Source organism: Parahaliea maris (assembly GCF_008064665.1).
GTDB classification, from domain to species: Bacteria; Pseudomonadota; Gammaproteobacteria; order Pseudomonadales; family Halieaceae; genus Parahaliea; species Parahaliea maris.
The window spans coordinates 20,307-46,982 of record NZ_VRZA01000003.1; the positions used below are offsets into that span (position 1 = coordinate 20,307).

Below are 26,676 nucleotides of genomic sequence, written 5' to 3' on the forward strand. Positions count from 1 at the left end.
GTCACCAGGGTAAGTGGTCGAGGTCGACGTTGCCGCCGCTGATCACCACGCCCACACGGCGATCACGGAAACGCTCCGGGTGCTCCAGCAGCGCGGCAAAACTGACAGCGCCCGATGGCTCGACCACGGTTTTCAGCCGGGTCCACTGCAGGCGCATGGCCTTAACGATACTCTCTTCCTCCACGGTGACAATGGTGTCGACACAGCGCTGGATGATCGGGAAGTTGAGCTCACCCAGACTGGTCCGCAGGCCGTCGGCGATGGTTTGCGGATTGGTCTGGGGCTGACGCTCCCCCAGCCCGAAGGAACGGAAGGCATCATCGGCACCCGCGGGCTCAGCAGCGACGACCTCAACCGAGGGTTTCAGGGCCTTGACGGCAGTGGCCACACCGGCCAGCAGGCCACCTCCGCCCACCGGTACCACCACGACATCCAACTCAGGCACCTGCTCCAGCAGTTCCAGTGCCACCGTGCCCTGGCCGGCGATGACGCGGGCGTCGTCGTAGGGGTGAACCACCTCCGCGCCAGTCTCCGAGACGACCCGGACCAGGGTTTCCTCCCGCGCAACCAGGGTCGGCTCGCATTCGATGATAAACGCCCCGTAGCTTTCTACCGCCGCCTTTTTCACCGCCGGTGCGTTGGCCGGCATCACGATGTGCGCGGGAATCCCCCGACGCTGCGCGGCCATCGCCAGGGCGGCGCCGTGGTTACCGGAAGAGTGGGTCGCTACCCCCCGGGATGCCGCTGCGTCATCAAGGCCCAGCACCGCATTGCTCGCGCCCCGCGCCTTGAACGCGCCCACTTTCTGCAGGTTCTCGCACTTGAAGGCCAGCGTTGCCGTGCACCACTCGTCCAACCGGTGGCTGGTCAGCACCGGGGTCCGGTGAACATAACCGGCTATTCGCGCGGCGGCAGCTTCGATGTCGGCGAGGGTAGGCGCAGTGGTTGCGGAATTTGATTCACGGCGATTCATATCAGGGTTTCCTGTGGTTGGCAGCCGGATTATCCGTTTCCCTGGCGGGCCCTGCCAAGCCTCCCGGGCCTGAATTCACGGCGAGTTGCCAGCCGCTTCGACGCCACAGGCAATAGCCCAGCAGAATGTTGGTCTGTAGCAGCAGGCTGAGGTTCCACTCGAAGGCGTCCTCGACCGCGTCATAGCCCTCACCGTCCACGAGGTCCCACAGCACAGTGAGCAGGCCCAGGCCGAGCAACAGCAGGCACAGGCCCAACATGCTTGCCACCAGCCTACGCAACTCCGGCGCCAGCGGTTGCAGGCGCCGAAGCTGTGCCACCAGCAGCAACTGGGCCAGGTAGGTAAACGAAAAAAACAACACCACGCCAATACGCCGCTGTCGCTGCCAGAGCTGCCCGGCTTCCCCCAGTACGGTGACGTAGGCAACCAGCCCCAGGCTCGCCAGGGCGGCCAGCATGAGCATCCAGTGACGCAGCCGGGACGCGGGCAACAAGGCGCCCAGCCAGGCGTGATTCAGCCACCAGTAGAAAAACAGCAGGGGAGCTGCCGGCAACATGAGAGCGCGAAACAGATAACTCGCGGGGGGCTCGCGACCGGTTGCACTGATGGAGGTACAGCTGTCGATGTAGGGCATGCACCAATCCACCAGGCCGAAACTGGCGGCCAGCAGGTAGGTGAGGTGCACCGCGAAAAACGGCAGCAGCGCCGCCCACAATGCCACGGGCCGTGGATTCATAGCCCCAGTCTAGCAGTCGGTTCAAGGTATGCCGCCCGGCCTGTGCTAAGCTCGGCCACTACGCACTGTCGACTGCATCCGGGCCCGCACAGTCCGCCTCGCGCACCGGCATTGAACCAACCTGACACCCGGGGCCCTAATGGATTTACTGCAGGATCTTTCCGTTCGCTTTGCCAATGCCGTCTGGAGTACACCGCTGGTCGTGCTGTTGCTCGGCGGTGGGATTTTTTTCGCAATCTACTCGCGCTTCCTGCCCTACCGTCACTTTGGCCATGCCCTCGGCATCATGCTGGGCAGGCACGACACCCCGGATGAGCCCGGCGAACTCAGCCACGGGCAGGCCCTTGCCGCTGCGCTGTCGGGGACCATGGGGCTGGGTAATATCTCCGGCGTCGCCCTGGCTATCGTTGCCGGTGGCCCGGGAGCGGTTTTCTGGATGTGGATATCGGCATTGGTCGGTGTAGCCACCAAGTTCTTCACCTGTACCCTGGGGGTCATGTACCGCGGCCCGGACAGCCTCGGCCGGCTGCAGGGCGGGCCCATGTACATCATCCGCGAGGCGCTGCCGAAGGCGTTCTACCCCCTGGCGATCCTGTTTGCCGTGGCGGGCCTGGTAGGCACTCTGCCGATTTTCCAGGCCAACCAGTTGACCGCCTTGATCCGGGAACAGGTGTTCCCCGAGGCCGACCCGATGTTGACCGGGTTCGGCATCGGCTGCGTCATGGCGGTGCTGGTGGGCATCGTCATTTTTGGCGGCCTGCAGCGGGTGGCCCGGGTGGCGGTCGCGCTGCTACCGAGCATGGTCATCGTTTACCTCTGCCTGACCCTGGTGATGCTTGTCATGCACGCCAGCGAGGTACCGGCCATGCTGGCCGCCATCTTCCGCGATGCGTTCAATCCCCAGGCGGTGGGGGGCGGGCTTCTGGGTGTGATCCTGGTGGGCGTCAGCCGCGGGGCTTTCTCCAATGAAGCGGGGGTGGGTACCGAGGTGATGGCCCACGGCGCCGCGCGTACCTCTGAGCCGATCCGGGAAGGCCTGGTCGCCATGATGGGCCCGGTACTGGATACTCTGGTCGTGTGTACCTGCACCGCCCTGATCATCCTGCTGGCAGGCACCTGGCAGGACCCCCAGGGCCTGTCCGGCATCAACCTGACGGCCAACGCCTTTCGCGAGAACTTCGGCAACCTCGGCGTGGTCGCACTCTTTGCCATCACCCTGATCCTGTCCAGCACCACCATGTTCACCATGTGGTACTACGGGGCCAAGTGCTTCGGGTTTCTGTTCGGTGCCGGCATCCAGCACCACTACCGCTGGTTCTTCGTGGGTACCGTCATTTTCGGGGCGACGGTGAGCATCGACGTGGTATTCAACCTGATCTCCGGCTCCTATGGGCTGATGGCCATTCCCACCATGGTGGCCACCATCATGCTGTCGCCCAAGGTCATCGCAGCCGCCAGGGATTACTTCCACCGCCACCCCTATTGAGCGGCGGCGGAGTTGCGATCAGGCGGCGGCGTGCGCCGCCTGCTTTGCCGACCGGTTGATGGCGCCGAGAATCCCGTCCAGGGAAGCCTGGATGATGTCGTGGCTGCGGCCCACGCCGCAGTAGCGTTCGCCGTCGATATTGAGCTGGATATAGCAGACCGCCTCGGCGTCGGCACTCTGGCTGAGGGCATGCTCGGAATACTCCACCAGCACGATCTGCTTGCCGATAAACCGGCTCATCGCGTCCACAAAGGATGCCACCACGCCATTACCGGAGCCCTTGAGGGTATGGCTGCTACTGCCCTGCTGCAGTTCGGCCTGTAACTGATCGGTGTTGTCCGCCCGGTTCACCTGGTAGTCACCCAGGTGGTACTCGCCGTCTTCCTGCAGGTAGGTCTGCTGGAACAGGGCGAAAATCTCCTCGCCGGAGACCTCGGTTTCCCGCTCCTCGGCAAAGGCCTGCACCGTGGCGGAGAAGTCGATCTGCAGCCAGCGCGGCAGCTCGTAGCCGTAATCCCGCTCCAGCACGTAGGCGATGCCGCCCTTGCCGGACTGGGAATTGATGCGGATCACTTCCTGGTAGGAGCGGCCGATATCCTGGGGATCGATGGGCAGGTAGGCCACGTCCCAGGGTTCGTTCTCGTCGCGCCGGGCCAGGCACTTCTTGATCGCATCCTGGTGGCTGCCGGAGAAGGCCGTGAAAACCAGTTCGCCGGCCCAGGGGTGGCGCGGGTGTACCGGCAACTGGGTGCACTCTTTCACCGTCTGGATGATCTCGTCCATGTGGCCCAGTTGCAGCTTGGGGTCCACCCCCTGGCTGTAGAGGTTCATGGCCATGGTAACAACGTCCATGTTGCCGGTGCGCTCGCCATTGCCCATCAGGGTGCCTTCGACCCGGTCGGCACCGGCCATCACGCCCAGCTCGGCGGCTGCTACAGCACAGCCGCGGTCATTGTGGGTGTGCAGGGAAATCAGGATGCTGTCACGGCGCGCCACCCGGTCGCAGAACCACTCGATCTGGTCGGCGTAGACGTTGGGTGTACTCATCTCCACCGTGGCGGGCAGATTGATAATCACCGGCTTTTCCGGCGTGGGCTGCCAGACCTCGGTGACGGCGTCGCAAATCTCCACCGCGAAATCCAGCTCGGTGCCGGTAAAGCTCTCCGGGGAGTACTCGAAAACCCACTCGGTTTCCGGGTACCTGGCGGCGCACTCCTGCACCAGCTTCGCCCCGCGCACGGCGATGTCGACGATGCCCTGGCGGTCCAGGCCGAAAACCTGTTCACGCTGCACGGTTGATGTGGAGTTGTACACGTGGACCACGGCGCGTCTTGCGCCCTTGAGGGCCTCGAAGGTTTTCTCAATCAGGTCCGGCCGGGCCTGGGTCAGTACCTGCACGGTGACATCGTCTGGAATCCGGTTGTTGTCGATCAGCTCGCGGACAAAGTTGTAGTCATGGCTGGACGCAGAGGGAAAACCGACCTCGATCTCCTTGAAGCCCACCTTGACCAGCTGGTCCCACAGCTTGGACTTCTGCCGCCCGGTCATGGGCTCGATCAGGGCCTGGTTGCCATCGCGCAGGTCCACCGAACACCACAGGGGCGCTTTTTCAATCTGGCGATCAGGCCAGCGGCGAGAGGCCATCTTGATGGGCTGGAAGACTTTGTACTTGCGGTGATCGAAACGGGTCATGACCGGATTCCTGGCGTTATAGGGAGGCTGTTCACCTGTTGCGCTCCTGCGGAGCCGGCCCTTATGAGGCGTTGCACGTTGGCCGACGGGGCGGTAACCCGGGCGGCGCGACTACAGCAGGTGATGAATCAGCCGAGCGCATAGTGTAATGGGGCAAGCGTAGTGAATTACTGCAAATATTGACAGCTAAGGAAGTTTTTAAGCGATTTATCTCTAATAAAACGCATTTAATTGAATATAATCACCATCAACAACTGAATCAATGCGAAATGGAGCTAAGCCATGGCCTTTGATCGCACCGACCGCCGCATTCTCGACATCATGCAGCGGGACGCCCGTATCACCAACCTGGAGCTGGCGGACAAGGTCGGCCTGTCGCCCACCCCCTGCGCCCGCCGGGTGAAACGGCTGGAGGAATCCGGCCTGATCCTGGGCCACGTGACCCTGCTGGACCAGTCGCGGCTCGGGCTCAAGCTTACCGCCTATATAGGAATCAGCATGGATCGGCACACTCCGGACCGGTTTGAAGCCTTTGAGAGAGAAGTAAGTACTTACCCCGAAGTCGTCGAGTGCTCGGTCGTCACCGGGCAGAGTGCGGACTACCTGCTCAAGGCCGTGGTGGCCGACATGGAATATTATGAGCGCTTCCTGCTGGGCAAGCTCACCCGCATACCCGGCGTCACCGGCGTTCACTCCAGCTTCGAATTGCGCCGGGTACTGCAACGTACCACCCTGCCACTGGATCATCTCGAGAACTGACCCGCAGCCAATCAGCCTGCCAGCCCGGCGCACTTCCGCCAATTTCACTGGCCGGATCAAACCTTGTTCGGCGGCCAGAGGCACCGCAGTATTCCGGGACAACATCCGGCCCGGGGCCGGCCCAGAGACCATAAGAGCAAGGGGGCACGATGAAGGATGTAGCGGGCAAGGTGGCCATCGTCACCGGGGGAGCCAGTGGTATGGGACGGATTATCGCCCTGCGGCTGGCGGACCGGGGCGCCAGGGTCGCCATTTTCGACGTCAACGAGCAGGGCCTTGAGAACACCGCGCAGCAGTCCCCACAGATCACCCCGCTGCACTGCGACATCGGCGACCGCAACGATGTAGAGGCCAAAATCGCCCGGGTGGAAAGTGAGCTGGGCGGCGTCGACCTGCTGGTCCACGCTGCCGCTTTGATGCCGGCCCACCAGCTTGTTGACCACACCCACGACGACATGGAACGTCTGTTTCGCATCAATTACTTCGGCACCACCTACATGGTGCGCGCAGTACTGGAGGGAATGCTGGCGCGCAAATCCGGCCGCATCATCGCCTTCGGCTCCATCGCCGGCCACGCCCTGGTGCCCCACATGGGCGCCTACTGCGCGACCAAATCGGCGGTGAACACCTACATGGAAGTGCTGCAGAACGAGATACGCGACAGCGGTGTGCGGGCCCACCTGGTCTGCCCTCCCGCGGTCAATACACCGCTAATCGAGCAAAGCATCAATACCGACAGTCCCGGCAGCCTGCGCAACGCCAAGCAGAGTGGCAGGCTGTCAGACCCGGAGAAGATTGTCGATGCCATCGACAAGGGTGTGGCGAAAGACAAAGACATTATCTACCCCGGTGAAGCCCGCTTCCTGATGCTCTGGCACGCACTGGCGCCGAAGCTGTGGTGGAAGACCGTCATGGGGTTCGAAAACAGGTAATCCCGACTTTTGTCACGGACCTGGCACCATCGCGCGTGGTAGCATCGCCGCCCCATGCCTGTATCCAAGCGACAATACCTGAACCCCGAATCCCGCTGGATGCTGGTCCTGCTGGCGACTTTGGTGTCACTGGGCCCGCTGAGCGTGGACATGTACCTGCCGGCGATGCCGGCCATGCGCGACACCCTGGGGTCCACTACCGGCGACATTCAGCTGACCCTGAGCGCCTATCTCGCGGGTTTCGCCGTATTTCACCTGGCCTGCGGCCCGCTGGCGGATCGCTTCGGGCGCAAGCCGGTACTGCAGGGGGGCATGGCCATATTTGTGCTGGCCTGCATAGGCTGCAGCCTGGCCGAGAACGTCGAGCAGCTGATTCTGCTGCGCTTCCTGCAGGGCATCGGCGCCTGTGTCGGCCCGACCCTGGCCCGCGCCGTAACCCGCGACCTGTTCGGCCCGCGGCGGGCGGCGAAAGCCCTGTCCCTCATCGCCATGCTGATGGCGCTGGCGCCGGCCATTGCCCCCGGCTTTGGCAGCCTGATGATGCTGGTTTGGCCCTGGCGCAGCATTTTTGTGTTTCTGGCGGTTTACGGCGTGACGATGAGCGTGCTCATCCACACCCTGCTGCCGGAAACCGTGCCCCATCGACAGAGCCTGCACCCGGTCACCATCGGCCGTAATTTTCTCACCCTGTTGCGCGCGCCCCTGTTTATGTCGGTCGCCCTGGGCAGTTCGCTGGTCTACGCCGCCCTGCTCTGTTACCTCTCCGCCTCGGGTTTCGTTTACATCGAAATGCTGGGGGTGCCACTGGAGTATTTCGGTTTCATATTCCTTACCAGCGTATTCGGCTACTTCGTCGGCAGCGCCACCAGCGCGCGCCTGTCAGCCCACTATGAGTCGAATCAGGTGGTTCTGCTGGGCGCCCTGCTGAGCGCGTTTTCCTGCCTGGTCATGCTGGGCGGCTCCAGTCTCTGGCCCACCAGCATCTATCCGCTGATGTTGCCGATGATGCTGTTCGCCGTCGCCATGGGTCTGGTGCTGCCCCACGCCATGAACCTGGCGCTGCAGCCCTACGCTCACATGGCGGGCACCGCATCGGCCCTGCTGGGGTTTATCCAGATGGGGGTTTCCGCCATCGCCAGCGGCAGCGTGGGTTCGTTGATGGATCAGTCTCCGGCGCCGATGGTCTGGCTAATGACCGCGCTCAGCCTGACGGCCCTCGCCATCATCTACCGCGCCAGCCGCAGGCTGGCCAGCAACTGACCCCTCCCCGGTGCTGTGGCATACTGTGCCACCCAGCAAACCGCGGAGAACAGGCCTTTGCAAAGCGCCGCAGACGTCACCCAGCTTATTGGCAACACCCCCCTGCTGCACCTGCGGCAGGTGTCGGAGCGAACTGGCTGTACCATCCTGGGCAAAGCCGAATTCCTGAATCCGGGCGGTTCAGTGAAAGACCGCACCGCCCTCGGCATCATTCGCGCTGCGGAGGCCGCTGGCGAGCTCAAACCCGGCGGGCGGATTGTGGAGGGCACCGCCGGCAACACCGGCATCGGACTCACCCTGCTGGCCAATGCCCTGGGTTATAAAAGCACGGTGGTCATGCCGATGACCCAGAGCAAGGAGAAAATCGACACCCTGGAACTACTGGGGGCCGATCTCCATCTGGTGCCTGCAGCGTCCTACGCCGACCCCGGCCACTATATCCACACCGCCGAGCGGCTGGCGCAGGACTACGCCGCCAAGGAAGCCAATGGCGTCATCTGGGCGCGGCAGTTCGACAATCTTGCCAACATGCACATCCATCGCGACACCACCGGCGAAGAGATCTGGCGCCAGACGGATGGCAAGGTCGACGGCTTCATCTGCGCAGTCGGCACCGGTGGCACCCTCGCGGGTGTCTCCCAGGCGCTCAAGGCACACAACCCGAAGGTACGAATCGGCCTGGCCGACCCCTGCGGCGCCTCACTGACCAGCTACTTCAGCGGCGGCGAACTGGCACCCAGCGAGGGCAGTTCCATCGTCGAGGGGATTGGCATCAACCACGTGACCGGCAACATTGCCGAGGCGCAGGTTGACCACGCCTGGACGCTGAGCGACCGCGAGTCCCTGCCCTACCTGTACGACCTGCTACAGCACGAGGGTCTCTGCCTGGGAGGCTCATCGGCGATCAATATCGCCGGCGCCGTCAAGCTGGCCGAGGAACTGGGACCCGGGCATACCATCGTCACCATCCTCTGTGACTACGGCAACCGCTACCAGAGCAAGCTCTTCAATCCCGTATTCCTCCAGAACAAGGACCTGCCCATCCCGGCCTGGCTCGATATCTGACGCTGTAAACAAGGACAAAACATGAAACTCGGCATCATCTGCGGCAGCCACCGCCCGAATTCCCAGAGCGGCAAGGTGGCCCGCTACATTGAACGCGCCCTCAAGGATCAGTCAGTCTGTGAGGAAACCTGGCTGCTGGACCTGGCCCACTCCGATCTGCCGTTCTGGGACGAAGGCGTATGGGACAGCGAAAATGCCGAGTGGCAGGGGCATCTGAACCCCCTGCGTGAACAACTGCACAGCTGCGACGGATTCATCGTTGTTTCACCCGAGTGGCACGGCATGGTGCCCGCCAAACTGAAAAACTTCTTCCTGATGTGGACCGCCGGCGAAGAGATCTCCCATAAGCCCGCGCTGATCGTGACGACCTCCGTGGCGGACGGCGGCTCCTTCCCGATTGCCGAACTGCGCACCAGCAGCTACAAAAACAGCCGTATCTGCTACCTGCCAGAACACCTCATCATTCGCTACGTCGATACGGTGTTCAACGACAATCCCGAGGACAACAAGGCCAGCGCCCAGGAGTATTTTGAGGCGCGGCTGACCTACTGCCTTGAATTGTTGCGGGAGTATGCGCTGGCGTTCAGGGGGATTCGGGCCAGTGGCAAGGCAACACTCAGCACCTACAGCAGCGGGATGTAAGGCTGCTTACAGCACATTTCCCACCTGTGGAAAGGTGACGCTGTTATACCGAGCCTATAAGATTAGGCTGTTGGGGGCGTTGGCGTCACACGCGCCCCCAAACCTTTCAGTGATGGGGAACAAAACGTGCGAGCACCAGATACCAGCAACCACCACTACATCTTTTGGGTCCGACTCTGGCTGTCCTGCGCACTGCTGTTGCTGCTGACAGCGCTGCTCCCCACCTTCGCCAACGCCGCCATAATCACGACTCAAGCTACGCCCATTCCCGCGAATACCGGGGGGATTGCACCTGGCAGCACTGTGCGCCTTTCAGCGGAATTCAACTTTTTCACCACCGAAAATTGCCGCGGCGCCTCCATCATTATGGAGGTTCCTCCCAATAGCCAGGTGCTGTCTACAAGCCCGCTTTCAGCCAGCCCGACACTTTCCTCATCCCCATCCAACCCGAGTTTAAACCCCTTCGGTATTATCACCTGGAGCAACCTCCCGGCCAATTTGACCACACCTAACCCGGCGCCCACCGTATTCTGGGTAGATGTAGTGGTGGATGGCGGCGCTTCCACGGGCGATTTGCTCGGATGGTCTTTCGCCATCGATGGTAGCCCCGCGGGAGGCAACTGCCAGAACAATGCAAGGGTCGGCACCGCGACGATACAGGGTACGCCTGTCGTGCCGGCAAACCTGGATATCGACAAGTCCGTCGACCGGTTGGCAGCAACACCCGGCAGCCAGCTCACCTATACCCTCACCTACCGCAACACCGGCAACCAGCCGGCAAGTAATGTGGTGATCAGCGACAGCCTCCCCGCCGGCACCAGCTTTGCCAGCGCAACCCAGAGCGGCAGCGAAAGTGGCGGCACCGTCAGCTGGCAATTGGGCAGCGTGCCCGGCGGCAGCAGCGGCTCCGTGGTCTTCACGGTGAACGTGGACCCGGGGGTCAGCGATGGCACCACTCTGAGCAATTTCGCCACCATCGACAGCGACCAGACCAGTCCGGTGGACTCACCGACAGCGAGTACCCTGATCAACTCCCCCGTGCTGCTTCTCAGCAAGACCGGGCCGCTGGGCAATGTGCTGCCGGGTCAGCAGTTCACCTACACACTAAGCTATGAAAACAGCGGCAGCCTCGACGCCGCCAATGTGACGCTCACCGACGTGCTGCCCGCCGGACTGAATTTCGTTTCGGCATCCGGCAACGGCAGTCTTTCAGGCAGTACTATCACCTGGGATCTCGGCACGGTATCCGCAGGCGCCACCGGGAACGAAACGCTTACCGTGGAAGTCGACGCCGGCGCTGTTGCCGGCACCGTACTCGACAACCTGGCAGACATCCAGACCGGCGCCCTGGTCGCCACCAGCCTGTGGTCGGTCACCGTAGATGCCGCTCCCATCCTGCGTGTGACCAAGACCTCGTCCAGAGCGGTAGTCGAACCCGGCGATCTAGTTACCTATACGATTACCTACGAGAATATCGGCACAGCCGACGCGAACAATGTGGAAATCGTGGATTCCTATCCCGATGAGTTGATTCCCGACTCCGTGGTGAACAACGGCACCCAGCCGGATATTGACCTGAACGCCCAGACCGTAACATTCGATGTCATCGGTGCACTGCCCCCGGGCGATAAACGTAACGTCCAAGTCAATTACACTGTAGATTCCAGCGTGCAGGATGGCGACCGCATTGAAAATGCGGTGGTAATGACCAGCCCCTCAACGCCGCTCACCGCGAATGCCCTGAACGCCGTCACAGTACGCAGTGCGCCGGTGCTGAACATCACGAAAACCCCCTCGGTCACCTCCGCCAACCCGGGCGACACCGTTACCTACACCATCAGTTTCAGCAACACCGGTACCGGCGACGCAACGGGTGTGACGCTGGAGGACCTGCTACACCCGAATACCAACCTGATTTCCGCCACCGGCAGCCCATCAGTAACCGGTGACACCCTGAGCTGGAATATCGGCACACTGGCGCGAGGAGCCAGCGGCTCGTTCGACGTGGTTGTTGAAATTGACGCCGGTACGCCCGTCGGCACTTTCCTCAATAACACGGCCGCCATCAGCAGCACCAATGGTGGTGGGGTAGCGACCACGGCACAGGTCCGGGTGGTGGGCAGCCCCCTGATGAGCCTGGATAAAAGTGTCTCTGCCAGTCTCGCCCAGCCCGGCGATCAACTCATCTACCGTATCGACTTCAGCAACAACGGTACTGTTCCGGCAACCAACGTGGTGATAGAGGATACCATTCCCGCGGGTATCACCCTCGACCAGACCTTTGGTGCAACCGTGGTGGGCAATACCCTGATCTGGAATGTCGGCAGCGTACCCGCTGGGGCCACTGGCAGCGTTACCTTCACCGCCACCGTCGACTCGCCAGCGGTCGACGGCACCGTGCTGCAAAACAATGCGCTACTTCGCGCATTTGGCCTGTCGGCCATCAAGGACAGCGTCACTACCACCATTGCCAGCGAAGCGCGTTTCGACCTGACCAAGCAGGCTTCCCGCACCAGCGCGAAGCCCGGAGACTCCATCACCTACACCATCCAGTACGTAAACAGCGGGACCGATACCGCCACCGCGGCCGTGCTGGAAGACTTCCTGCCCCCGGATGTCACCTTTGTCAGCGCCTCAAGCAATGGCAGCCACAGCAACGGGACCGTCAGTTGGAACCTAGGCGACGTGGCAGCGGGAGCCATTGGCTCGGAGACCGTCACTGTCCAGGTGAACAGCCCCCTCGCCGACGGCACCGACCTCATCAACTTCGCCAACATCAGCAGTGTGGACACGGGTACCGTACCCGCCAATCCCGTGACTGTGGCGGTGAGCAGCGCGCCCGCGCTGACCATCAACAAGACTGTCTCCAAGACCACTGCGGTTCCTGGGGACACCCTCACCTACCGCATTGACATCACCAACACCGGCACCGACCAGGCCACCAACGTGGTGGTGGAGGACCAGTTGCCTGCGCTCGTCCGCTATATCTCAAGCATCGGCCAGCACAACAACGGCAGGGTTGAGTGGACTATACCGGTACTGGCGGCCGGCAAGACGACTTCCCTGACCCTGGTTACCGCCGTCGAACTCGCGGCAGCCAACGGGGACAAACTGCGCAACAGTGTCAGCGTTCAAAGCGACCAGACGCCGCCATTGACCGCCGACTCGACGCCGTCACAGGTCATCGTGTCCGCTAACCCGGCCCTGCAACTCACCAAGACGGCGTCCGCCACGACCGTAGTGCCCGGGCAGTCGGTGACCTTCACCATGAGTTACGTCAACGCCGGCACGGGCAATGCGCAAAACGCCACCCTCAGCGACACACTTCCGCCGGGACTGGTTCCCCAGTCCGCCAGTAATGGCGGCCTTATCTCCGGCCAGAACGTGAACTGGAACCTGGGCGACCTGCCACCCTGGATCAGCGGCCAGGTCACGGTGACCGCCCAGGTGGCCTCGCCGCTGCCCAACAACACCGACCTCATCAATCTCGCGCAATTGTTGTCTGCCAGTAGCAGCACCAGCGCCACGGCCACGGTCACGGTGAGCAGTGCCCCGGTATTGCAGGTGGACAAAACCGTCTCCCGCAGCAATGCCCAGCCCGGCGACAACCTGACCTACACCATCACCTACCGCAATACGGGCACCGACATCGCCACCGGGGTGGTGCTGAGTGACCAGTTGCCCCCCGAACTGAGCTTTAGCGGTTCTACCGGCGGCGGCAATCATAACGGCAGTGGGCTGGTGATCTGGAATCTGCCGGACCTGCCGGCCAATTCCAGCAATACGGTGACCTTGAGCGCCACGGTGAACTCGCCCATTCCCAATGGCACCGTCATTCACAACAGCGCCTCCATCGACAGCATTGAGACCAACGCGGTTGCCAGCCCGGTTGCTCCGGCCAATGTCACCATCAACAGCGCGCCGGCACTGACCATCAGCAAGGCAGCCAGCGTCAGCCAGGTCACACCCGGGCAACGGGTGAGCTACACCCTGACCTATGAAAACATCGGCACTGACACCGCCAGCAACCTGACCCTCACCGACAACCTGCCTCCCGAGCTGACCTTTATCAGCGCCGACAGCGGTGCCGTCTTCAATCCCGCCAGTGGCACTGTGCGCTGGGATATCGGCACGGTCGACGCCAACGACGGCGGCTCGGTCATCGTCACAGCCGAGGTCAATGCCCCCCTGCCCAATGGCCTCCAGATTTACAACTTCGCCACGATCAGCGGCAGTAATGCGCCACCGGTCAGCAGCCCCCCGAACCAGGGCACCGTTACCATCTCCAGCTCGCCAGTACTGGACCTGAGCAAGACGGTATCCGCCACGATTGCCAATGCCGGGCAACAGCTGGTGTACACCCTGAACTACGCCAATATTGGAACCGCCAATGCCTCCGGTGTCGTGCTGCAGGACACGCTGCCCGCCGGCGTCACCTTCGTCAGCGCCAGCGGCGGCGGCACCCACAACAGCGGGGTGGTGAACTGGGCCTTTGGCAGCCTGGACGTGGGCAGTCCCGGCAGCGTGACCCTGACCGTACAAGTAGACTCACCCATCGCCAATGGCACGCTCCTCAATAACAATGCCAGCCTGACCGCCGGCAACGCTCAGGGAACCACTGCTGCCAGTACCACCACCGTCAACAGCGCGCCCCAGCTCAGCATCGTAAAGAGTGTGGACAAACCCATCGTCACCGCCGGTGGCCAACTGGTCTACACCCTCGACTATCGCAATACCGGTACCGACGCCGCCACCAACGTGGTGATCGAGGATGCCCTGCCGGCCTCGGTAAACTTCATCTCGGCCAGCAATAGCGGCACCTTCGCCAACGGTACGGTGAGCTGGAACTTCGCCAGTCTCGCCGCCGGGGCTTCCGGTTCGGTGATTCTGACCGGCCAGGCGAACTCACCCCTGGCCAACGGCACACCCCTGCACAACAGCGCCACTATCCGCAGTGACCTCGTGGGCCCGCAAAGCGCCTCGGCGGACGCCGTCGTCAGCAGCGCCCCGCGCTTCACCCTGGACCTTACTGTCGACAAGGCCAGCGCCAACCCCGGTGCCACCCTGCTGTACCGGCTGCAGTACCGGAACATCGGTTCTGATGCCGCCAACAGCCCCCGGTTACAGTTCACCCTGCCGCCCAATACCGGCTTTGTTAATGCGACCGGCGGCGGCACGCTGTCGGGCGGCATCGTTAGCTGGGCACCCAACTCCATTCCTGCCGGTGCGACCGGCTTGTTCCTGGTAGAACTCACCATCAATTCGCCACTGGCCAATGGCACCCTGCTCAGCGCCAACGCCAGCGTCAACAGCGCGCAGACCAAACCCCTGGGTGCCGGACCGGCCAATACCACCGTGACCAGCAGTCCGGTACTGACCATTATCAAGCGAGCCGACCGCCAGCAGGTGGGCGCCGGGCTAGCGGTAACCTACACCATCGACTACGCCAACACCGGCACGGATCAAGCCACCAATGTGGTCATCGAGGACCACCTGCCCACCGATGCGACCTACGTTTCCAACACCGGTGGCGGCACCCACAGTGGTGGCGTGGTGACCTGGAATCTCGGGACCGTTCCCGCAAATGCTTCCGGGTCCCTCACGGTGATTGTGAACGCCAACACACCACTGCCCGACGGCACGGTGCTGCACAATACAGCAACGATCGACAGCGACCTGACCCAACCCCAGAGCATTGGCCCCGTCGATGTGACCGTGACCAGCCAGCCGGAACTGACCATGGGTAAACAGGTGTCTGCCCCACTGGTGGCTGCAGGCAGCCAGGTGACCTATACCCTGGTGTATGAAAACGGCGGCCCGGCCGCAGCCACCGGCACGGTACTGGTCGACACGGTGCCACCGAATACCCGGTTCGTCTCCGCCACTGCCGGCGGGCAATACGATGCCGGCAACAATGCGGTTATCTGGAACCTGGGTAATGTGGCGCCAGTCACCAGTGGTTCGGTGCAGGCGACGCTGGAGGTACTGAGCCCGCTACCCGATGGAACGACCATCGCCAACGCTGCGGCCATCGGTGCGGATAATGCGACGCCGCAGACCGCGACGGCCAGCGTCACCGTGACCAGCGCCCCGATCCTCACCGTCAACAAGTCCTCACCCCAGGCCAACATCGCCGCCGGCGGCAGCGCCAGCTATGTGATCGACGTGAGCAACACCGGCTCGGACCAGGCGCAGAATGTCGTGGTGGTCGATCGCCTCCCGGCCGGGTCCACGCCTTCCGCCATCACCCCTGCCGGTACCTACAACGCGGCCAGCAGCCAGATCAGCTGGACCCTGCCGACCCTGGATGCCGGTACAGCGCTGCAGTTCACCTATAACCTGCAGGCCCCGCTGGGCCTGGCCAATGGCAGCCCCTTCCTCAACTCGGTGGATGTCACCGCCCAGAATGCCGCCACGGTATCGGATAACCTGATCCTGCCAGTGCAGAGCGCACCGGTGCTGACCCTGAGCAAGGTGGCGCCCAACAGCGTCGAAGCGGGTGCCACGCTCAGCTATTCCCTGCAATACGCGAACACCGGCAACACCACCGCCCTGGCAGTAACACTGGAGGACGTTTTGCCATCCGGCACCAGTTTTGTCTCTGCCAGCAATGGCGGAACTGAGAGCGGTGGCACGGTGCGCTGGATCCTCGGCGATATCGCGCCTGGAGCCAGCGGCAGCGTAACGCTGCAGGCCCAGGCCGATCTGGGCCTGGCGGATGGCTCCCTTCTGCTCAACACAGCCTCCGCCAGCGGCAACAATGCGCAACCCGTTTCCGCCAGCGGCAGCACCGTGGTGCGCAGCCATGTTGAACTGGATCTCGCCGTGAGTGGCGGACCCGGCACGGTGGATGCGGGCGGCCAGGTGGCCTTCCTCATCACCTACAGCAATATCGGCAACCAGAGCAGCGCCGGCACGCAGATAACCGCGACCCTGCCGGCGGGCACCACCTTCGCCGGCACTACCGGCGGCGGCGTCTACGACAGCGCCACCAACACTGTACTCTGGGCTCTGGGAGCCATTCCGCCCGGGCCACAGGCTTCGATCAGCTTGCTGGTGAATGTGGATGCCGGACTCGCGGGAGGTACGCTACTGACGACCAGCGTCACCGCCACCGATGGACTGGCCCAGCCCATATCCGGGCAGGCCAGTGTACGGGTCAGCTCCGTAGCCGCACCAACGCCGGCACCAACGCCAGTACCGGTCATGAGCCCGGCGCTGGTAATTCTGCTAGCGCTGGCTCTATTGGCTCTTGCTGCACCGCAACTGAAGAGTGGGAGACGACATCTCCGGTAAGCAGCAATCGGTAAAACGACGTATCAGCGGGACCATTCGTCCCAGGTGGGCGGATCGCCGAAGTAGCCGTCGAGAAAATCGATAAAACAGCGCACCTTGCTCGCCAGCAGCTGGCGGTGGGCATAGACGGCGTACAGACCGAGGGGCTCCGGCTCGAAGTCTGCCAGTACGACCCGCAGGCGCCCCTCGGCAATGGCGCGGCCGACAATAAAGGTAGGCTGCACGACGATGCCCGCCCCTGCGATGGCCGCCTGTGCCAGCACATCGCCATTATTGCCGACCAAAGTAGACTCACCCCCGCGCAGGCCGTCTTCCAGAAATCGGCCACCTACAGTCTCCGCCAGGCTGTAACGCAGGTAGCGGTGGCCAGCGAGATCTTCCGGCCTGGCGGGAGTACCGTGGGTCGCCAGATAGTCGGGAGAGGCACAGCTGACCAGACGAACCGGCGCGATCCGGCGGGCGATGAGTGACGAGCTCTTCAACTGCCCTATTCTCAGCGCGACATCAAAGCCCTCTTCCACGATATCCACCTTGCGGTCGTTCAACTGCAGGTCAATACCCACCGCGGGATGGGCGCGCTGAAAGTCGTGGAGCAACTTGCCCATGTGTCCGGTGGCGAAGGACACCGGCGCGCTGATCCGCAACAGGCCACGGGCGCCGGACTGCAAATCGCCCAGCTGGTTTTCCATGTCGTCAATATCATCCAGCACCTGCTTCGCCCGCTGCAGGTAGCGCTCACCGGCTTCGGTGAGGTGCACCTTGCGGGTGGTGCGGTTGAGCAGTCGCACGCCCAGGTGATCCTCGAGCTTCGACACATACTTGCTGACCAGTTGCGGCGAGGTGTCGAGACGTTCGGCGGCGCGGGTAAAGCTGCCTTCGGCGTTGACGGTCACAAACGCCCGCATGGCGTCGATACGATCCATTGCCTGCCCCTTTTATCAACAATGTGTTGATAGTTATGCAATGGAAGGCATCTTATTGGATGTTTTTAGCGATAGTAAAGTAGCTCCATCCCCTGCAATGAGCAGGGCAACCAGATCACACATCCGAGGAGACGCAAAATGAACACCAACATCGCTCAAAAACTACTGCACTCTGACGGCGGCTTCGCCGCCCTGGCACTGCGCGTACCGACAGGCATTGTCCTTGCCGCCCACGGCGCGCAGAAACTGTTCGGCGCCTTTGGCGGCTACGGCCTGGAAGGGACAGGCCAGTGGATGGCCAGCATTGGCCTGGAGCCCGGCTACCTGATGGCCCTGCTCGCGGGCAGCGCCGAATTCTTTGGCGGCCTCGCGCTGCTGCTCGGTCTGTTGACCCGGCCGGCGGCCATCGTCACCGCTTTCACCATGCTGGTGGCGATTTTCAGCGCCCACTGGCAGGGCGGACTGTTTTTGACCAACAATGGCTACGAATATGCCCTGACCCTGCTTGCGGTCAGTGTGTCCCTGGCCATTCAGGGTGCCGGACATTTTGCGCTGGACAACCTGCTATCGCGCCTGGCAAACCGCGACCGGCGGATAACTGTGGCCGACCTCGCCCAGGCCAGAGCCTGAATCCACTGACAGCGCGCAAGGGTTATTAACCGGAGAACTTCCGATGAGTGTACACAGGGACATCCTTTACATCTCCCACGGCGGCGGCCCCCTGCCGCTGCTGGGAGACCCCGGCCACCGCGAGATGGTCCAGCACCTGCGGGCCCTGGCCGGCCAGTTGCCCCGGCCAGACGCCCTTCTGGTGATCAGCGCCCACTGGGAAGCCGGCGTAGCTACCGTCACCTCCCATCCACAGCCCGCGCTTATCTACGATTACTACGGCTTTCCACCGGAATCCTATGCAATCACCTACCCCTGTCCGGGGGAGCCAGTGCTGGCGGGCAAGATAGCAGTCGCCCTGCAGCAAGCGGGCATCCGCTCCCGAACGGACAGCACCCGAGGCCTCGACCACGGCGCCTTCGTGCCGCTGAAGATCATGTACCCGGAAGCCGACATTCCGGTAGTCCAGCTGTCCCTGCTGTCCAGCCTGGAGGCTGAATCGCACCTGGCCATGGGTGAGGCCCTCGCGACGCTGGAACACGGTCGGCTGCTGGTGCTGGGTTCAGGGTTTTCCTTTCACAACCTGCGCGCCCTGCTGGACACATCCGCCGCCGGCAAGCGCGCGCGCAACGAAGCGTTTGAGGAGTGGCTGCTCAACACCTGCGCCAGCCGAAACATAGCCGAGGCAGAACGCCGACAGCGGCTGGTCGACTGGGAGCAGGCACCCCATGCACGCTACTGTCACCCCCGGGAGGAACACCTCCTGCCCCTGCACGTCTGCTATGGCATGGCGGGCAAACCCAGCAATGGCCATATCAGTGCCGACATCATGGATACCCGCTCGGGCTTCTATCACTGGGTCGGCCGCTAAAGCAGCCGGGCAAAAAAAAAGAGCAACCCCCTCATCGGGAGTTGCTCTCGGGTTGTCCCGGAGGGGAGTGCGTTACTCGCCTGCCGCCCGTTCCTTCTCGATGAGGAAGTCAGCAACCTTGAGCATGTTGGCCTGGCTGCCAGCCTTGCGGGTGGAAATTCGGTACTTGCCGTTGACCATCATCTCCGGGGTGCCGGTGATTTTCGCAGCGCGTGCCCGGCTGTTGGCCTGACGCACCTGGCTGTTCACGCCAAAGGAGTTGTAGGCCTTGTCAAAGTCTTCTGCGGATACCCCATTGGCGGTGAACAGGGCCTTGATCTCCTTGTCGGACTGCAGGCGCTTGCGATCAACATTCATCGCCTGAAACAGCACCGGGTGCATGGCTTCGCCCACACCGAGGACTTCCGCGGTATAAAAGGCCTTGGCATGCAACTCCATGGGCTTGTTCCACACCGCAGGCGAACCCACAAACTGGACATCCTCCGCCAGGCCTTTCTTCCACTGACCGATCAGCGGTTCGAAGCTGTAGCAGTGGCCACAGCCATACCAGAAAAATTCCACTACCTCGACTTTATCGCCGGTTGTGGTCCGGATGGGGGGGGTGATCAGGTCGTAATCCTCACCCTCCTTGAAATCCTGCGCCTGCGCAGCAAGCGGCGCCAGGGCTAACATCGCAAAGGCCAGTACCAGGTGTTTCAGCATGTTTTTCTCCTGAGTTGTGCTCCAGCGTAAGACCGCTATTTAACGGGATTGTTCAGCACTGGGCAAAATTTTGAAGCTCGCCGCTTCGGGCGTCTTGCCCTCTCGCGGCATACTGCCGAACGCGGCCCGGCCCTTCCTGGGCATTCGCCGCTACGGGCTTCCTGCCCTCTCGCGGCATACTGCCCTTCCCTGGGCATAAAAAAGGCGGCCTTGGCCGCCTCTGTCGCGTGCGCTCGGGTTACCGGCCTATTTCAGGCCTGCCGCGTAACTCGACACCGCTTCGATCTCCTTGTCGCTGAGGCCGAAAGCCGTGGTGCGCATGATGCGCGTGTCACCGTCGTTGGTACGACCGGTCTCATCCTCGTAGCCCTTGCGGTACATCTGCAACTGGCTCGCGATGTAATCGGCATGCTGCCCCGCCAGTGAGGGGAACCCTGCCGGGGCGTTGCCCTTGCCGTTGGGAGAGTGGCATGCCATGCACGCCGGCACACCGCGTTCAGCCACACCGGAACGGTACACTTTTGCCCCCAGGGCCAGCAGATCCGGGTTGGTCTGGCTGCCGCTGCGGGGCTGGGCGGCAAAGTAAGCCGCCATATCCGCCAGTTGCTGGTCCGATTTACCATCCAGCTGGCCGGCCATGGTCGGCACCGGGCGGGCTCCGTCGCGAATGTCCTGCAACTGTTTGAACAGGTACCGCTCGTTCTGCTGGGCCAGTTTGGGGAAGCTGGGGGCAGGGCTGTTGCCATCGGCACCATGACAGGCGCCACAGGCCACTACCAGGTCCTTGCCAGCGTCTGCGTTACCTGCGGGGGTAGCGGCAATCGCCGCCTGACTCAGACCCATCATCAGGCCGATAATAGCTACGGTTTTTTTCATCATTCTTCCAGGTCTGGGCGTGCTGAAAAATCGTCGGCTTACTTGGCCGCTGTGGACATGAAGTCGATCAGGGCCTTGTAGTCCTCATCGTTGCAATCGAAGCACATGCCTTTCGGAGGCATCGCGTTGAAGCCGTTGTGGATCGACTCCAGCATCTTCGCATCACCCTTCTCGAGACGCGGCTTCCAGGCGGCGACGTCGTGGGTTTTCGGCGCACCCGCGGTGCCCGCGGCGTGACAGATGGCGCAGCTCTTGTTGTACTTGTCCATCGGCACTTCGGCCTGAACCAGCGCGGAGAAGGTCGCCGTGGTGACAACAGCAGCGGCAGCAGCAATCAGTTTCTTCATTTCCCACCTCGGTACATCGAATGGTTTTGCATTTCCCGGGGCCAAATAACACGCCTGCCGGGAAACCGGCATAAAAAGCTGTGGCATTATATACGAGTTATCTACTGCAGAAAAAGGCAGGTTCCCTCCATGTCCGACGCCCCCACTCCGACCGCCCCATCGGCCCCGGACTACCGCAAGGCCGAGTTTCTCACCAGCGCAGGTAAATTCAGCCAGTGCCCCGAGGACAGCGGCTGGGAAGTCGCCTTTGCCGGCCGCTCCAATGCGGGAAAATCAAGCGCAATCAATAGTTTGACGGCCAATACCAAGCTCGCACGCACCTCCAAAACCCCCGGCCGCACCCAGCTCATCAACTTCTTCTCCCTGAGCCCGGAGCAGCGCCTGGTCGACCTGCCGGGCTACGGCTTCGCCAAGGTACCGCAGAAGATCAAGCTGGAGTGGACCAAACAGCTCGAGGCCTACCTGGCCCAGCGCCAGAGCCTCCGCGGCCTGATCCTGCTGATGGATGTGCGCCACCCGCTGCAGCCCTTCGACCGGCAGATGCTCGGCTGGGCGCTGGCCGCCCAGATGCCGGTACATATTCTGCTGACCAAGGCCGACAAGCTGAAAAAGGGCCCTGCCGGAAATACGCTGCTGCAGGTGCGCAAGGATTTGAAACCACACCAGGACCTGGTCAGCGTCCAGCTTTTCTCCGCGCTCAAGCATACGGGGCACAAGGAGCTGATCAGGGTGCTGGATGGGTGGCTGACGGATGACTCGGTGTATGACGAGGAGGAGATTGAGTCGGTTTAGAGCGGTTGGCTGGTCATTAGTAGTTCGGTTTCAGAGTTTTGAGCCTAGAACCCGCGCCTGCGGCACCCGGGGCTTTTCCGGGACACGCCGTTAACCCGTCCATGGGGGCTCCTCAGCGGCCGTCCGGGCCGCTGAAGGTCCCGGAAAAGCCCCGGGTGCCGCACGCGCTCCACTGGTGCTCTTTTTGATCCCACCACTTCGAATCTGACTCATTGGAACCTGGTGCCAATGTAGGGCGTGTGCTGGGGGTGCGCCACTATGGACCGTCAGCGGCCATGGACGGCCGCTGTCGAGCGCGACATGGATGTCATGCTGTTAGCGTGTCCATAGAGGCGTACACCCAGCATACGCCCGGCCTACAGCGTGCCTCACGCTGACGCAATGTTCGCAGGAGTAAGGGGCGTATAAAAAAAGCCCGGTGCCTATAGGGGGGTAGGCGACCGGGCAGCTTGGGTCTCTGGGGAAGAGACTTTGCTCTGGTGGCGGCCCATGGAGAGTGACCGCCGGAGCGTGTAGCAGCAAGCTACGATTAATGAGACTGGGAGCAAACGACTTAGTTCCGCCGGCAGCAAAAAATTTTTCCCCGGGGGCGTCCCGTCAGTGCGCCTCATCCCAGTTATCGCCCACCCCGGCCTCCACCAGCAGCGGCACTTCGAGCTGGGCAGCGCCCGACATCAGTTCACAGATCCTGTCGCTGACGGCCTCTACCAAATTCGCACCCACTTCGAGCACCAGTTCATCGTGGACCTGCATGATCAACCGGGCATCGGCGCCCTCCTCCTGCAACCAGGCATCCACCGACAGCATCGCCTTCTTGATGATGTCTGCGGCTGTGCCCTGCATCGGTGCATTGATAGCCGTCCGCTCAGCTGCCTGCACCCGCATCTTGTTGCGGGCATTGATCTCCGGCAGGTACAGACGGCGACCAAACAGGGTTTCTACATAGCCCTTCTCGTGGGCCAGCTCGCGGGTACTGTCCATGTAGCGCTGGACCCCGGGGTAGCGCTCGAAGTACAGGTCGATATAGTCCTGCGCCTCGTTGCGGCCCAGATGGAGCTGGCGCGCCAGGCCGAAGGCGGACATGCCGTAGATCAGGCCGAAGTTGATCGCCTTGGCCTTGCGACGCTGCTCCGCAGTGACCGATTCCAGTGGCGTACCGAATACTTCAGCAGCGGTGGCCCGGTGCACATCGAGACCATCGCGGAAGGCACTCAACAATCCCTCGTCCCCGGACAGGTGAGCCATGATGCGCAGCTCGATCTGGGAATAGTCCGCCGCCACGATGCGGTAACCCTTCGGCGCGATGAAGGCCTGGCGAACCCGCCGGCCCTCCTCCGTGCGGATCGGTATGTTCTGCAGGTTGGGATCGGAAGAGGACAGCCGGCCGGTGGCGGCGACCGCCTGGTGGTAGGACGTGTGCACCCGCCCGGTGACCGGGTTGATCATCTCCGGCAGCTTGTCGGTATAGGTCGACTTCAGTTTGCTCAGACTGCGGTACTCCAGCAGCACCTTGGGCAGCGGGTAGTCCAGCGCCAGTTCCACCAGCACTTCTTCCGCGGTGGACGGCGCGCCCTTCGGCGTCTTGCGGATAACAGGCAGTTCGAGCTTTTCAAACAGGATTTCCCCCAGCTGCTTGGGCGAGCCAAGGTTGAACGGCTGCCCCGCCAGGTCATGGGCCTGCGCTTCGAGGGCCTGCAACCGCTTGCCCAGATCGGCGCTCTGTTGCTGTAGCATCTCGCGGGACAACAGCGCCCCCTGGCGCTCGATGCGGGACAGGACCGGCACCAGGGGCAGCTCGATGTCGCGGAATACACTGGCGGGCCCGGATTCGGCCTCCAGCTTCGGCCACAGCTGTTGGTGCAGGCGCAGGGTGATGTCGGCATCTTCTGCCGCATAGGGCCCCGCCTGCTCCAGCGGAATCTGGTTGAAGGTCAGCTGCTTGGCCCCCTTGCCGGCGATATCCTCGAAATGGATGGTCTTGTGGCCCAGGTATTTGAGCGCCAGGCTGTCCATATCATGACGGGTGGCCACTGAATCCAGCACATAGGATTCCAGCATCGTATCGAAACGGATGCCGCGCAGAGTGATACCGTGATTGGCCAGCACGCTGGCATCATATTTCAGGTTCTGCCCGACCTTGGCCCGGGCGTCATCCTCCAGCAGCGGCTTGAACTGCGCCAGCACAGCGTCCCTGTCCAACTGGTCGGGTGCACCGGGGTAATCGTGGGCCAGGGGCACATAGGCAGCCTCCCCGGCGGTGACAGCGAAAGACAAGCCGACAATCCGGGCTTCCATGTAATTGAGGCTGGTGGTCTCGGTGTCGAAGGCGAACAGCTCTGCCGCGGCCAGCCGTTCCAGCCAGGTGTCCAGGTCTGCCTGCTCGGTAACGGTCACATAGTGCGTTTCCAGCGCTTCGGCCTGGACCACCTCGCCCTCCCCCAGCAACTCGTCCAGCCAGGCCTTGAACTCCAGCCGCGTATACCACTCCAGCAGCGCGTCCTTGTCCGGCGGACCGTTACTCAGGTCCTCGGGTTTCTCGTCGAGGGCGACGTCGGTTTTGATCGTGGCCAGCTCGTACGACAGGAAGGCCTTGTCGCGCTCGGCCTCCAGTTTGGCACCCATGGACTTGGAGCCCCGGAATCCCAGGCCTGACACCTTGTCGAGGTTGGCGTAGATCGCTTCCAGGCCGCCCAGCCCCTGCAGCAGGGCCAGTGCCGTTTTCTCCCCCACGCCGGGAACGCCGGGAATGTTGTCGACTTTGTCACCCATCAGGGCCAGAAAATCGATGATCAGCTCCGGGGGTATGCCAAACTTGTCGCCCACCCCGGCCACGTCCATCACCGTATCGGTCATGGTGTTGACCAGGGTGGTATTGGCATCGACCAGCTGCGCCATGTCCTTGTCGCCGGTGGAAATGATCACCGCCCTGCCCTGTGCGCTGGCCTGTCGCGCCAGCGTCCCGATGACATCATCTGCCTCGACCCCTTCAACACAGAGCAGCGGCAGACCGAGAGCGCGCACCAGCGAGTGAATAGGCTCCACCTGCTCCCGCAGCTCGTCGGGCATTGGCGGGCGCTGCGCCTTGTACTCGGCAAACAGCTCATCCCGGAAGGTTTTGCCCTTGGCATCGAACACCACCGCTACCGGACTCTGGGGGTAATCCTTCATCAGGCGCTTGATCATGCTGATCACGCCCTTCACCGCGCCAGTAGATTCCCCTTTGGAATTAGTGAGCGGCGGCAGGGCGTGAAAAGCCCGGTACAGGTAAGAGGACCCGTCCACCAGAACGAGGGGAGGGATGTTACTGCTTGGCATAGAAAGTCTCGATATCGACGGTTTTCAGGCTGGTCCGGGGTGCGACTTCAGCGCTATTCCCCGAAGGGATTGAAGCCCAAGTAAAGCCCACAGCGAACAAGAATACCACGTCAGGGCCCGCGTTCGATGGCGACGGCGCCGGCACGAAACCGCCGGCGACAAGGTGTTACCCATGCACCAAAACTGCCCAAAACATGAAATTTTTGTTATCCAAAACAGAACTTTATGATCAATAAAACTGAATTATAAATAAAATCAGTCGGTTATGTGCTTTAGTGAATTTGCACAAATTTGGGGCCAATACTTGAAACACCGCAAAATAACGCCACAATACGCAGCACAGTAACAAATGTGTTACCGAACACAGAGAAAGGTAACACTTTAGAGGATGACATCATGAAAATACGTTCTGTTTTAGTACTTGTAACATTGGTTCTGGCACCGCTGGCGAATGCCCAGTCGGTTGACCGGGTGTTGGTGCGCGCGGCGACCGCCGCCGGCCACGGGGAGGCGCTGCAGCCTGCTGCAGAAAATGAAGCCGCAAGCCAGGAAAAGGTCGCGGAACTCAAGGTCAATATGGAACTTGTTGCCCGGGATCTCGATCGCGTTCTCGAGCAACGCTTCAATCGGGACGGCGATATTCCGCGCCCCGCAGAAGTCCTGCTGGTCAGCAACTGATCAGCCGCTGATTCAGCGCGCGTAATGGCGCGCCCGCCGGGCGTACCTTACTCGTCTTAGCGATCCCAGAGGTAGCGGGCCGAGCGATAGGTGACTTTCATCTTGGCGAGGTCAAGGGGCGCTTTGAAGAAGCCGTGGTAATCGCCACGGGGGTTGATCAACACTACATTGGCACTGTGATCAACCTGGTAGTTCTCCCCCTCTCCGGGCACCTTCCGGAAGGGGGTGTTCAACGCCGTTGCAAAGCGGTGAATGTCCAGAAATTCCCCGGTCACACCGACGAATTCCGGGTTGAAGTAGGGCACGTACTGGGCTAACTGCTCTGGCGTGTCCCGCGCCGGATCGACCGTCACCATCACCACCTGGGTGTCTTCCGCCTCCGTCCCCTCCAGCGCCGACACAAAATCACTGAGGAAACTCATGGTGGTGGGGCAGATATCCGGGCAGTAGGTAAACCCGAAGAAGATCAGTGACCAGCGACCTTCCAGCCGTTCGGGAGTAAACGCACGGCCCTGGTGATCCAGCAGCGAAAACTCGCCTATGTCCCGGGGCGTTTCAAACATCCAGGCGCCGTTGGCCTTCATTTCTGCTTCGGTCATCACCCTGGGCAGGCCGATACGGTGCACAAAGCCCGCCACCACGACCGCCATGAAAGCCACCACCACGATGACGGTCCAGAGAATGCCGCGCCGCTGGCGGCGCCGGGTATCGGTCATAAGTCT

Annotated in this window: 20 protein-coding genes; 11 read left to right on the forward strand and 9 right to left on the reverse strand. The window is 62.1% G+C overall.

Features of this window, described 5'->3' with window-relative positions:
- Nucleotide 1: 1 nt before the first annotated feature.
- Both FV139_RS08480 and FV139_RS08485 read right to left on the reverse strand, forming a co-directional pair.
- Nucleotides 2-973 (reverse strand): pyridoxal-phosphate dependent enzyme, encoded by a 972-nt coding sequence (locus FV139_RS08480; protein WP_148068014.1) that lies wholly within the window; start codon nucleotides 971-973, stop codon nucleotides 2-4.
- Nucleotide 974: 1 nt separating this feature from the next.
- A complete protein-coding gene (locus tag FV139_RS08485) occupies nucleotides 975-1,709 on the reverse strand; it encodes a Frag1/DRAM/Sfk1 family protein (RefSeq protein WP_148068015.1) in 735 nt (244 codons plus the stop codon).
- Between the two features lie 139 nt (nucleotides 1,710-1,848).
- On the opposite strand from FV139_RS08485, the gene FV139_RS08490 reads away from it, so the two are divergent.
- On the forward strand, nucleotides 1,849-3,195 hold the full coding sequence (locus FV139_RS08490; protein WP_148068016.1) for an alanine/glycine:cation symporter family protein: 1,347 nt from the start codon (nucleotides 1,849-1,851) through the stop codon (nucleotides 3,193-3,195).
- A gap of 18 nt (nucleotides 3,196-3,213) precedes the next feature.
- Here FV139_RS08490 and leuA read toward each other — a convergent pair whose 3' ends face one another.
- Nucleotides 3,214-4,887, reverse strand: a complete 1,674-nt coding sequence (leuA, locus tag FV139_RS08495; protein WP_148068017.1) for a 2-isopropylmalate synthase — start codon at nucleotides 4,885-4,887, stop codon at nucleotides 3,214-3,216.
- 282 nt (nucleotides 4,888-5,169) lie between these two features.
- Here leuA and FV139_RS08500 point away from each other — a divergent pair, with 282 nt between their 5' ends.
- The 6 genes from FV139_RS08500 to FV139_RS08525 all read left to right on the forward strand — a co-directional run bounded on the left by FV139_RS08500 (nucleotide 5,170) and on the right by FV139_RS08525 (nucleotide 16,841).
- Nucleotides 5,170-5,646, forward strand: coding sequence for an Lrp/AsnC family transcriptional regulator (locus FV139_RS08500; RefSeq protein ID WP_148068018.1), 477 nt, complete (start codon nucleotides 5,170-5,172; stop codon nucleotides 5,644-5,646).
- A gap of 149 nt (nucleotides 5,647-5,795) precedes the next feature.
- Entirely contained in the window at nucleotides 5,796-6,578 is a 783-nt protein-coding gene (locus FV139_RS08505; protein ID WP_148068019.1) for an SDR family NAD(P)-dependent oxidoreductase, read from the forward strand.
- A gap of 54 nt (nucleotides 6,579-6,632) precedes the next feature.
- A complete protein-coding gene (locus FV139_RS08510; protein WP_148068020.1) occupies nucleotides 6,633-7,838 on the forward strand; it encodes a multidrug effflux MFS transporter in 1,206 nt (401 codons plus the stop codon).
- Nucleotides 7,839-7,895: 57 nt separating this feature from the next.
- Nucleotides 7,896-8,903: a cysteine synthase A gene (locus tag FV139_RS08515; protein WP_148068021.1), complete on the forward strand. Its 1,008-nt coding sequence runs from the start codon at nucleotides 7,896-7,898 to the stop codon at nucleotides 8,901-8,903.
- A 21-nt stretch (nucleotides 8,904-8,924) separates the two neighbouring features.
- Nucleotides 8,925-9,545, forward strand: a complete 621-nt coding sequence (locus tag FV139_RS08520; protein WP_148068022.1) for an NADPH-dependent FMN reductase — start codon at nucleotides 8,925-8,927, stop codon at nucleotides 9,543-9,545.
- A 498-nt stretch (nucleotides 9,546-10,043) separates the two neighbouring features.
- Nucleotides 10,044-16,841, forward strand: a complete 6,798-nt coding sequence (locus FV139_RS08525) for a DUF11 domain-containing protein (protein ID WP_187276457.1) — start codon at nucleotides 10,044-10,046, stop codon at nucleotides 16,839-16,841.
- Nucleotides 16,842-16,864: 23 nt separating this feature from the next.
- Here the strand turns inward: FV139_RS08525 and FV139_RS08530 are convergent, their stop codons facing one another.
- On the reverse strand, nucleotides 16,865-17,764 hold the full coding sequence (locus FV139_RS08530; RefSeq protein WP_148068024.1) for a LysR family transcriptional regulator: 900 nt from the start codon (nucleotides 17,762-17,764) through the stop codon (nucleotides 16,865-16,867).
- A 138-nt stretch (nucleotides 17,765-17,902) separates the two neighbouring features.
- Between FV139_RS08530 and FV139_RS08535 the strand changes: the two genes are divergently transcribed.
- On the forward strand, nucleotides 17,903-18,394 hold the full coding sequence (locus FV139_RS08535) for a DoxX family protein (RefSeq protein WP_148068025.1): 492 nt from the start codon (nucleotides 17,903-17,905) through the stop codon (nucleotides 18,392-18,394).
- A gap of 43 nt (nucleotides 18,395-18,437) precedes the next feature.
- Complete coding sequence (locus FV139_RS08540) at nucleotides 18,438-19,244, forward strand: DODA-type extradiol aromatic ring-opening family dioxygenase (protein WP_148068026.1); 807 nt, start codon at nucleotides 18,438-18,440, stop codon at nucleotides 19,242-19,244.
- Nucleotides 19,245-19,316: 72 nt separating this feature from the next.
- On the opposite strand, the gene FV139_RS08545 is transcribed toward FV139_RS08540, so the two are convergent.
- The 3 genes from FV139_RS08545 to FV139_RS08555 form a co-directional block, all read right to left on the reverse strand.
- Complete coding sequence (locus tag FV139_RS08545) at nucleotides 19,317-19,946, reverse strand: thiol:disulfide interchange protein DsbA/DsbL (RefSeq protein WP_148068027.1); 630 nt, start codon at nucleotides 19,944-19,946, stop codon at nucleotides 19,317-19,319.
- A gap of 246 nt (nucleotides 19,947-20,192) precedes the next feature.
- Nucleotides 20,193-20,822: a c-type cytochrome gene (locus FV139_RS08550; protein ID WP_148068028.1), complete on the reverse strand. Its 630-nt coding sequence runs from the start codon at nucleotides 20,820-20,822 to the stop codon at nucleotides 20,193-20,195.
- Nucleotides 20,823-20,860: 38 nt separating this feature from the next.
- Nucleotides 20,861-21,169 carry a c-type cytochrome gene (locus FV139_RS08555; protein ID WP_148068029.1) on the reverse strand — a complete coding sequence of 103 codons (309 nt, stop codon included), beginning with the start codon at nucleotides 21,167-21,169 and terminating at the stop codon, nucleotides 20,861-20,863.
- Nucleotides 21,170-21,298: 129 nt separating this feature from the next.
- Here FV139_RS08555 and yihA point away from each other — a divergent pair, with 129 nt between their 5' ends.
- A complete protein-coding gene (gene yihA, locus FV139_RS08560; RefSeq protein WP_148068030.1) occupies nucleotides 21,299-21,961 on the forward strand; it encodes a ribosome biogenesis GTP-binding protein YihA/YsxC in 663 nt (220 codons plus the stop codon).
- 597 nt (nucleotides 21,962-22,558) lie between these two features.
- Here the strand turns inward: yihA and polA are convergent.
- Nucleotides 22,559-25,276, reverse strand: a complete 2,718-nt coding sequence (gene polA, locus FV139_RS08565) for a DNA polymerase I (protein WP_148068031.1) — start codon at nucleotides 25,274-25,276, stop codon at nucleotides 22,559-22,561.
- A gap of 396 nt (nucleotides 25,277-25,672) precedes the next feature.
- On the opposite strand from polA, the gene FV139_RS08570 reads away from it, so the two are divergent.
- Entirely contained in the window at nucleotides 25,673-25,954 is a 282-nt protein-coding gene (locus FV139_RS08570; protein WP_148068032.1) for a hypothetical protein, read from the forward strand.
- Nucleotides 25,955-26,010: 56 nt separating this feature from the next.
- Here FV139_RS08570 and FV139_RS08575 read toward each other — a convergent pair whose 3' ends face one another.
- Nucleotides 26,011-26,670, reverse strand: a complete 660-nt coding sequence (locus tag FV139_RS08575; RefSeq protein WP_148068033.1) for an SCO family protein — start codon at nucleotides 26,668-26,670, stop codon at nucleotides 26,011-26,013.
- Nucleotides 26,671-26,676: the final 6 nt, after the last annotated feature.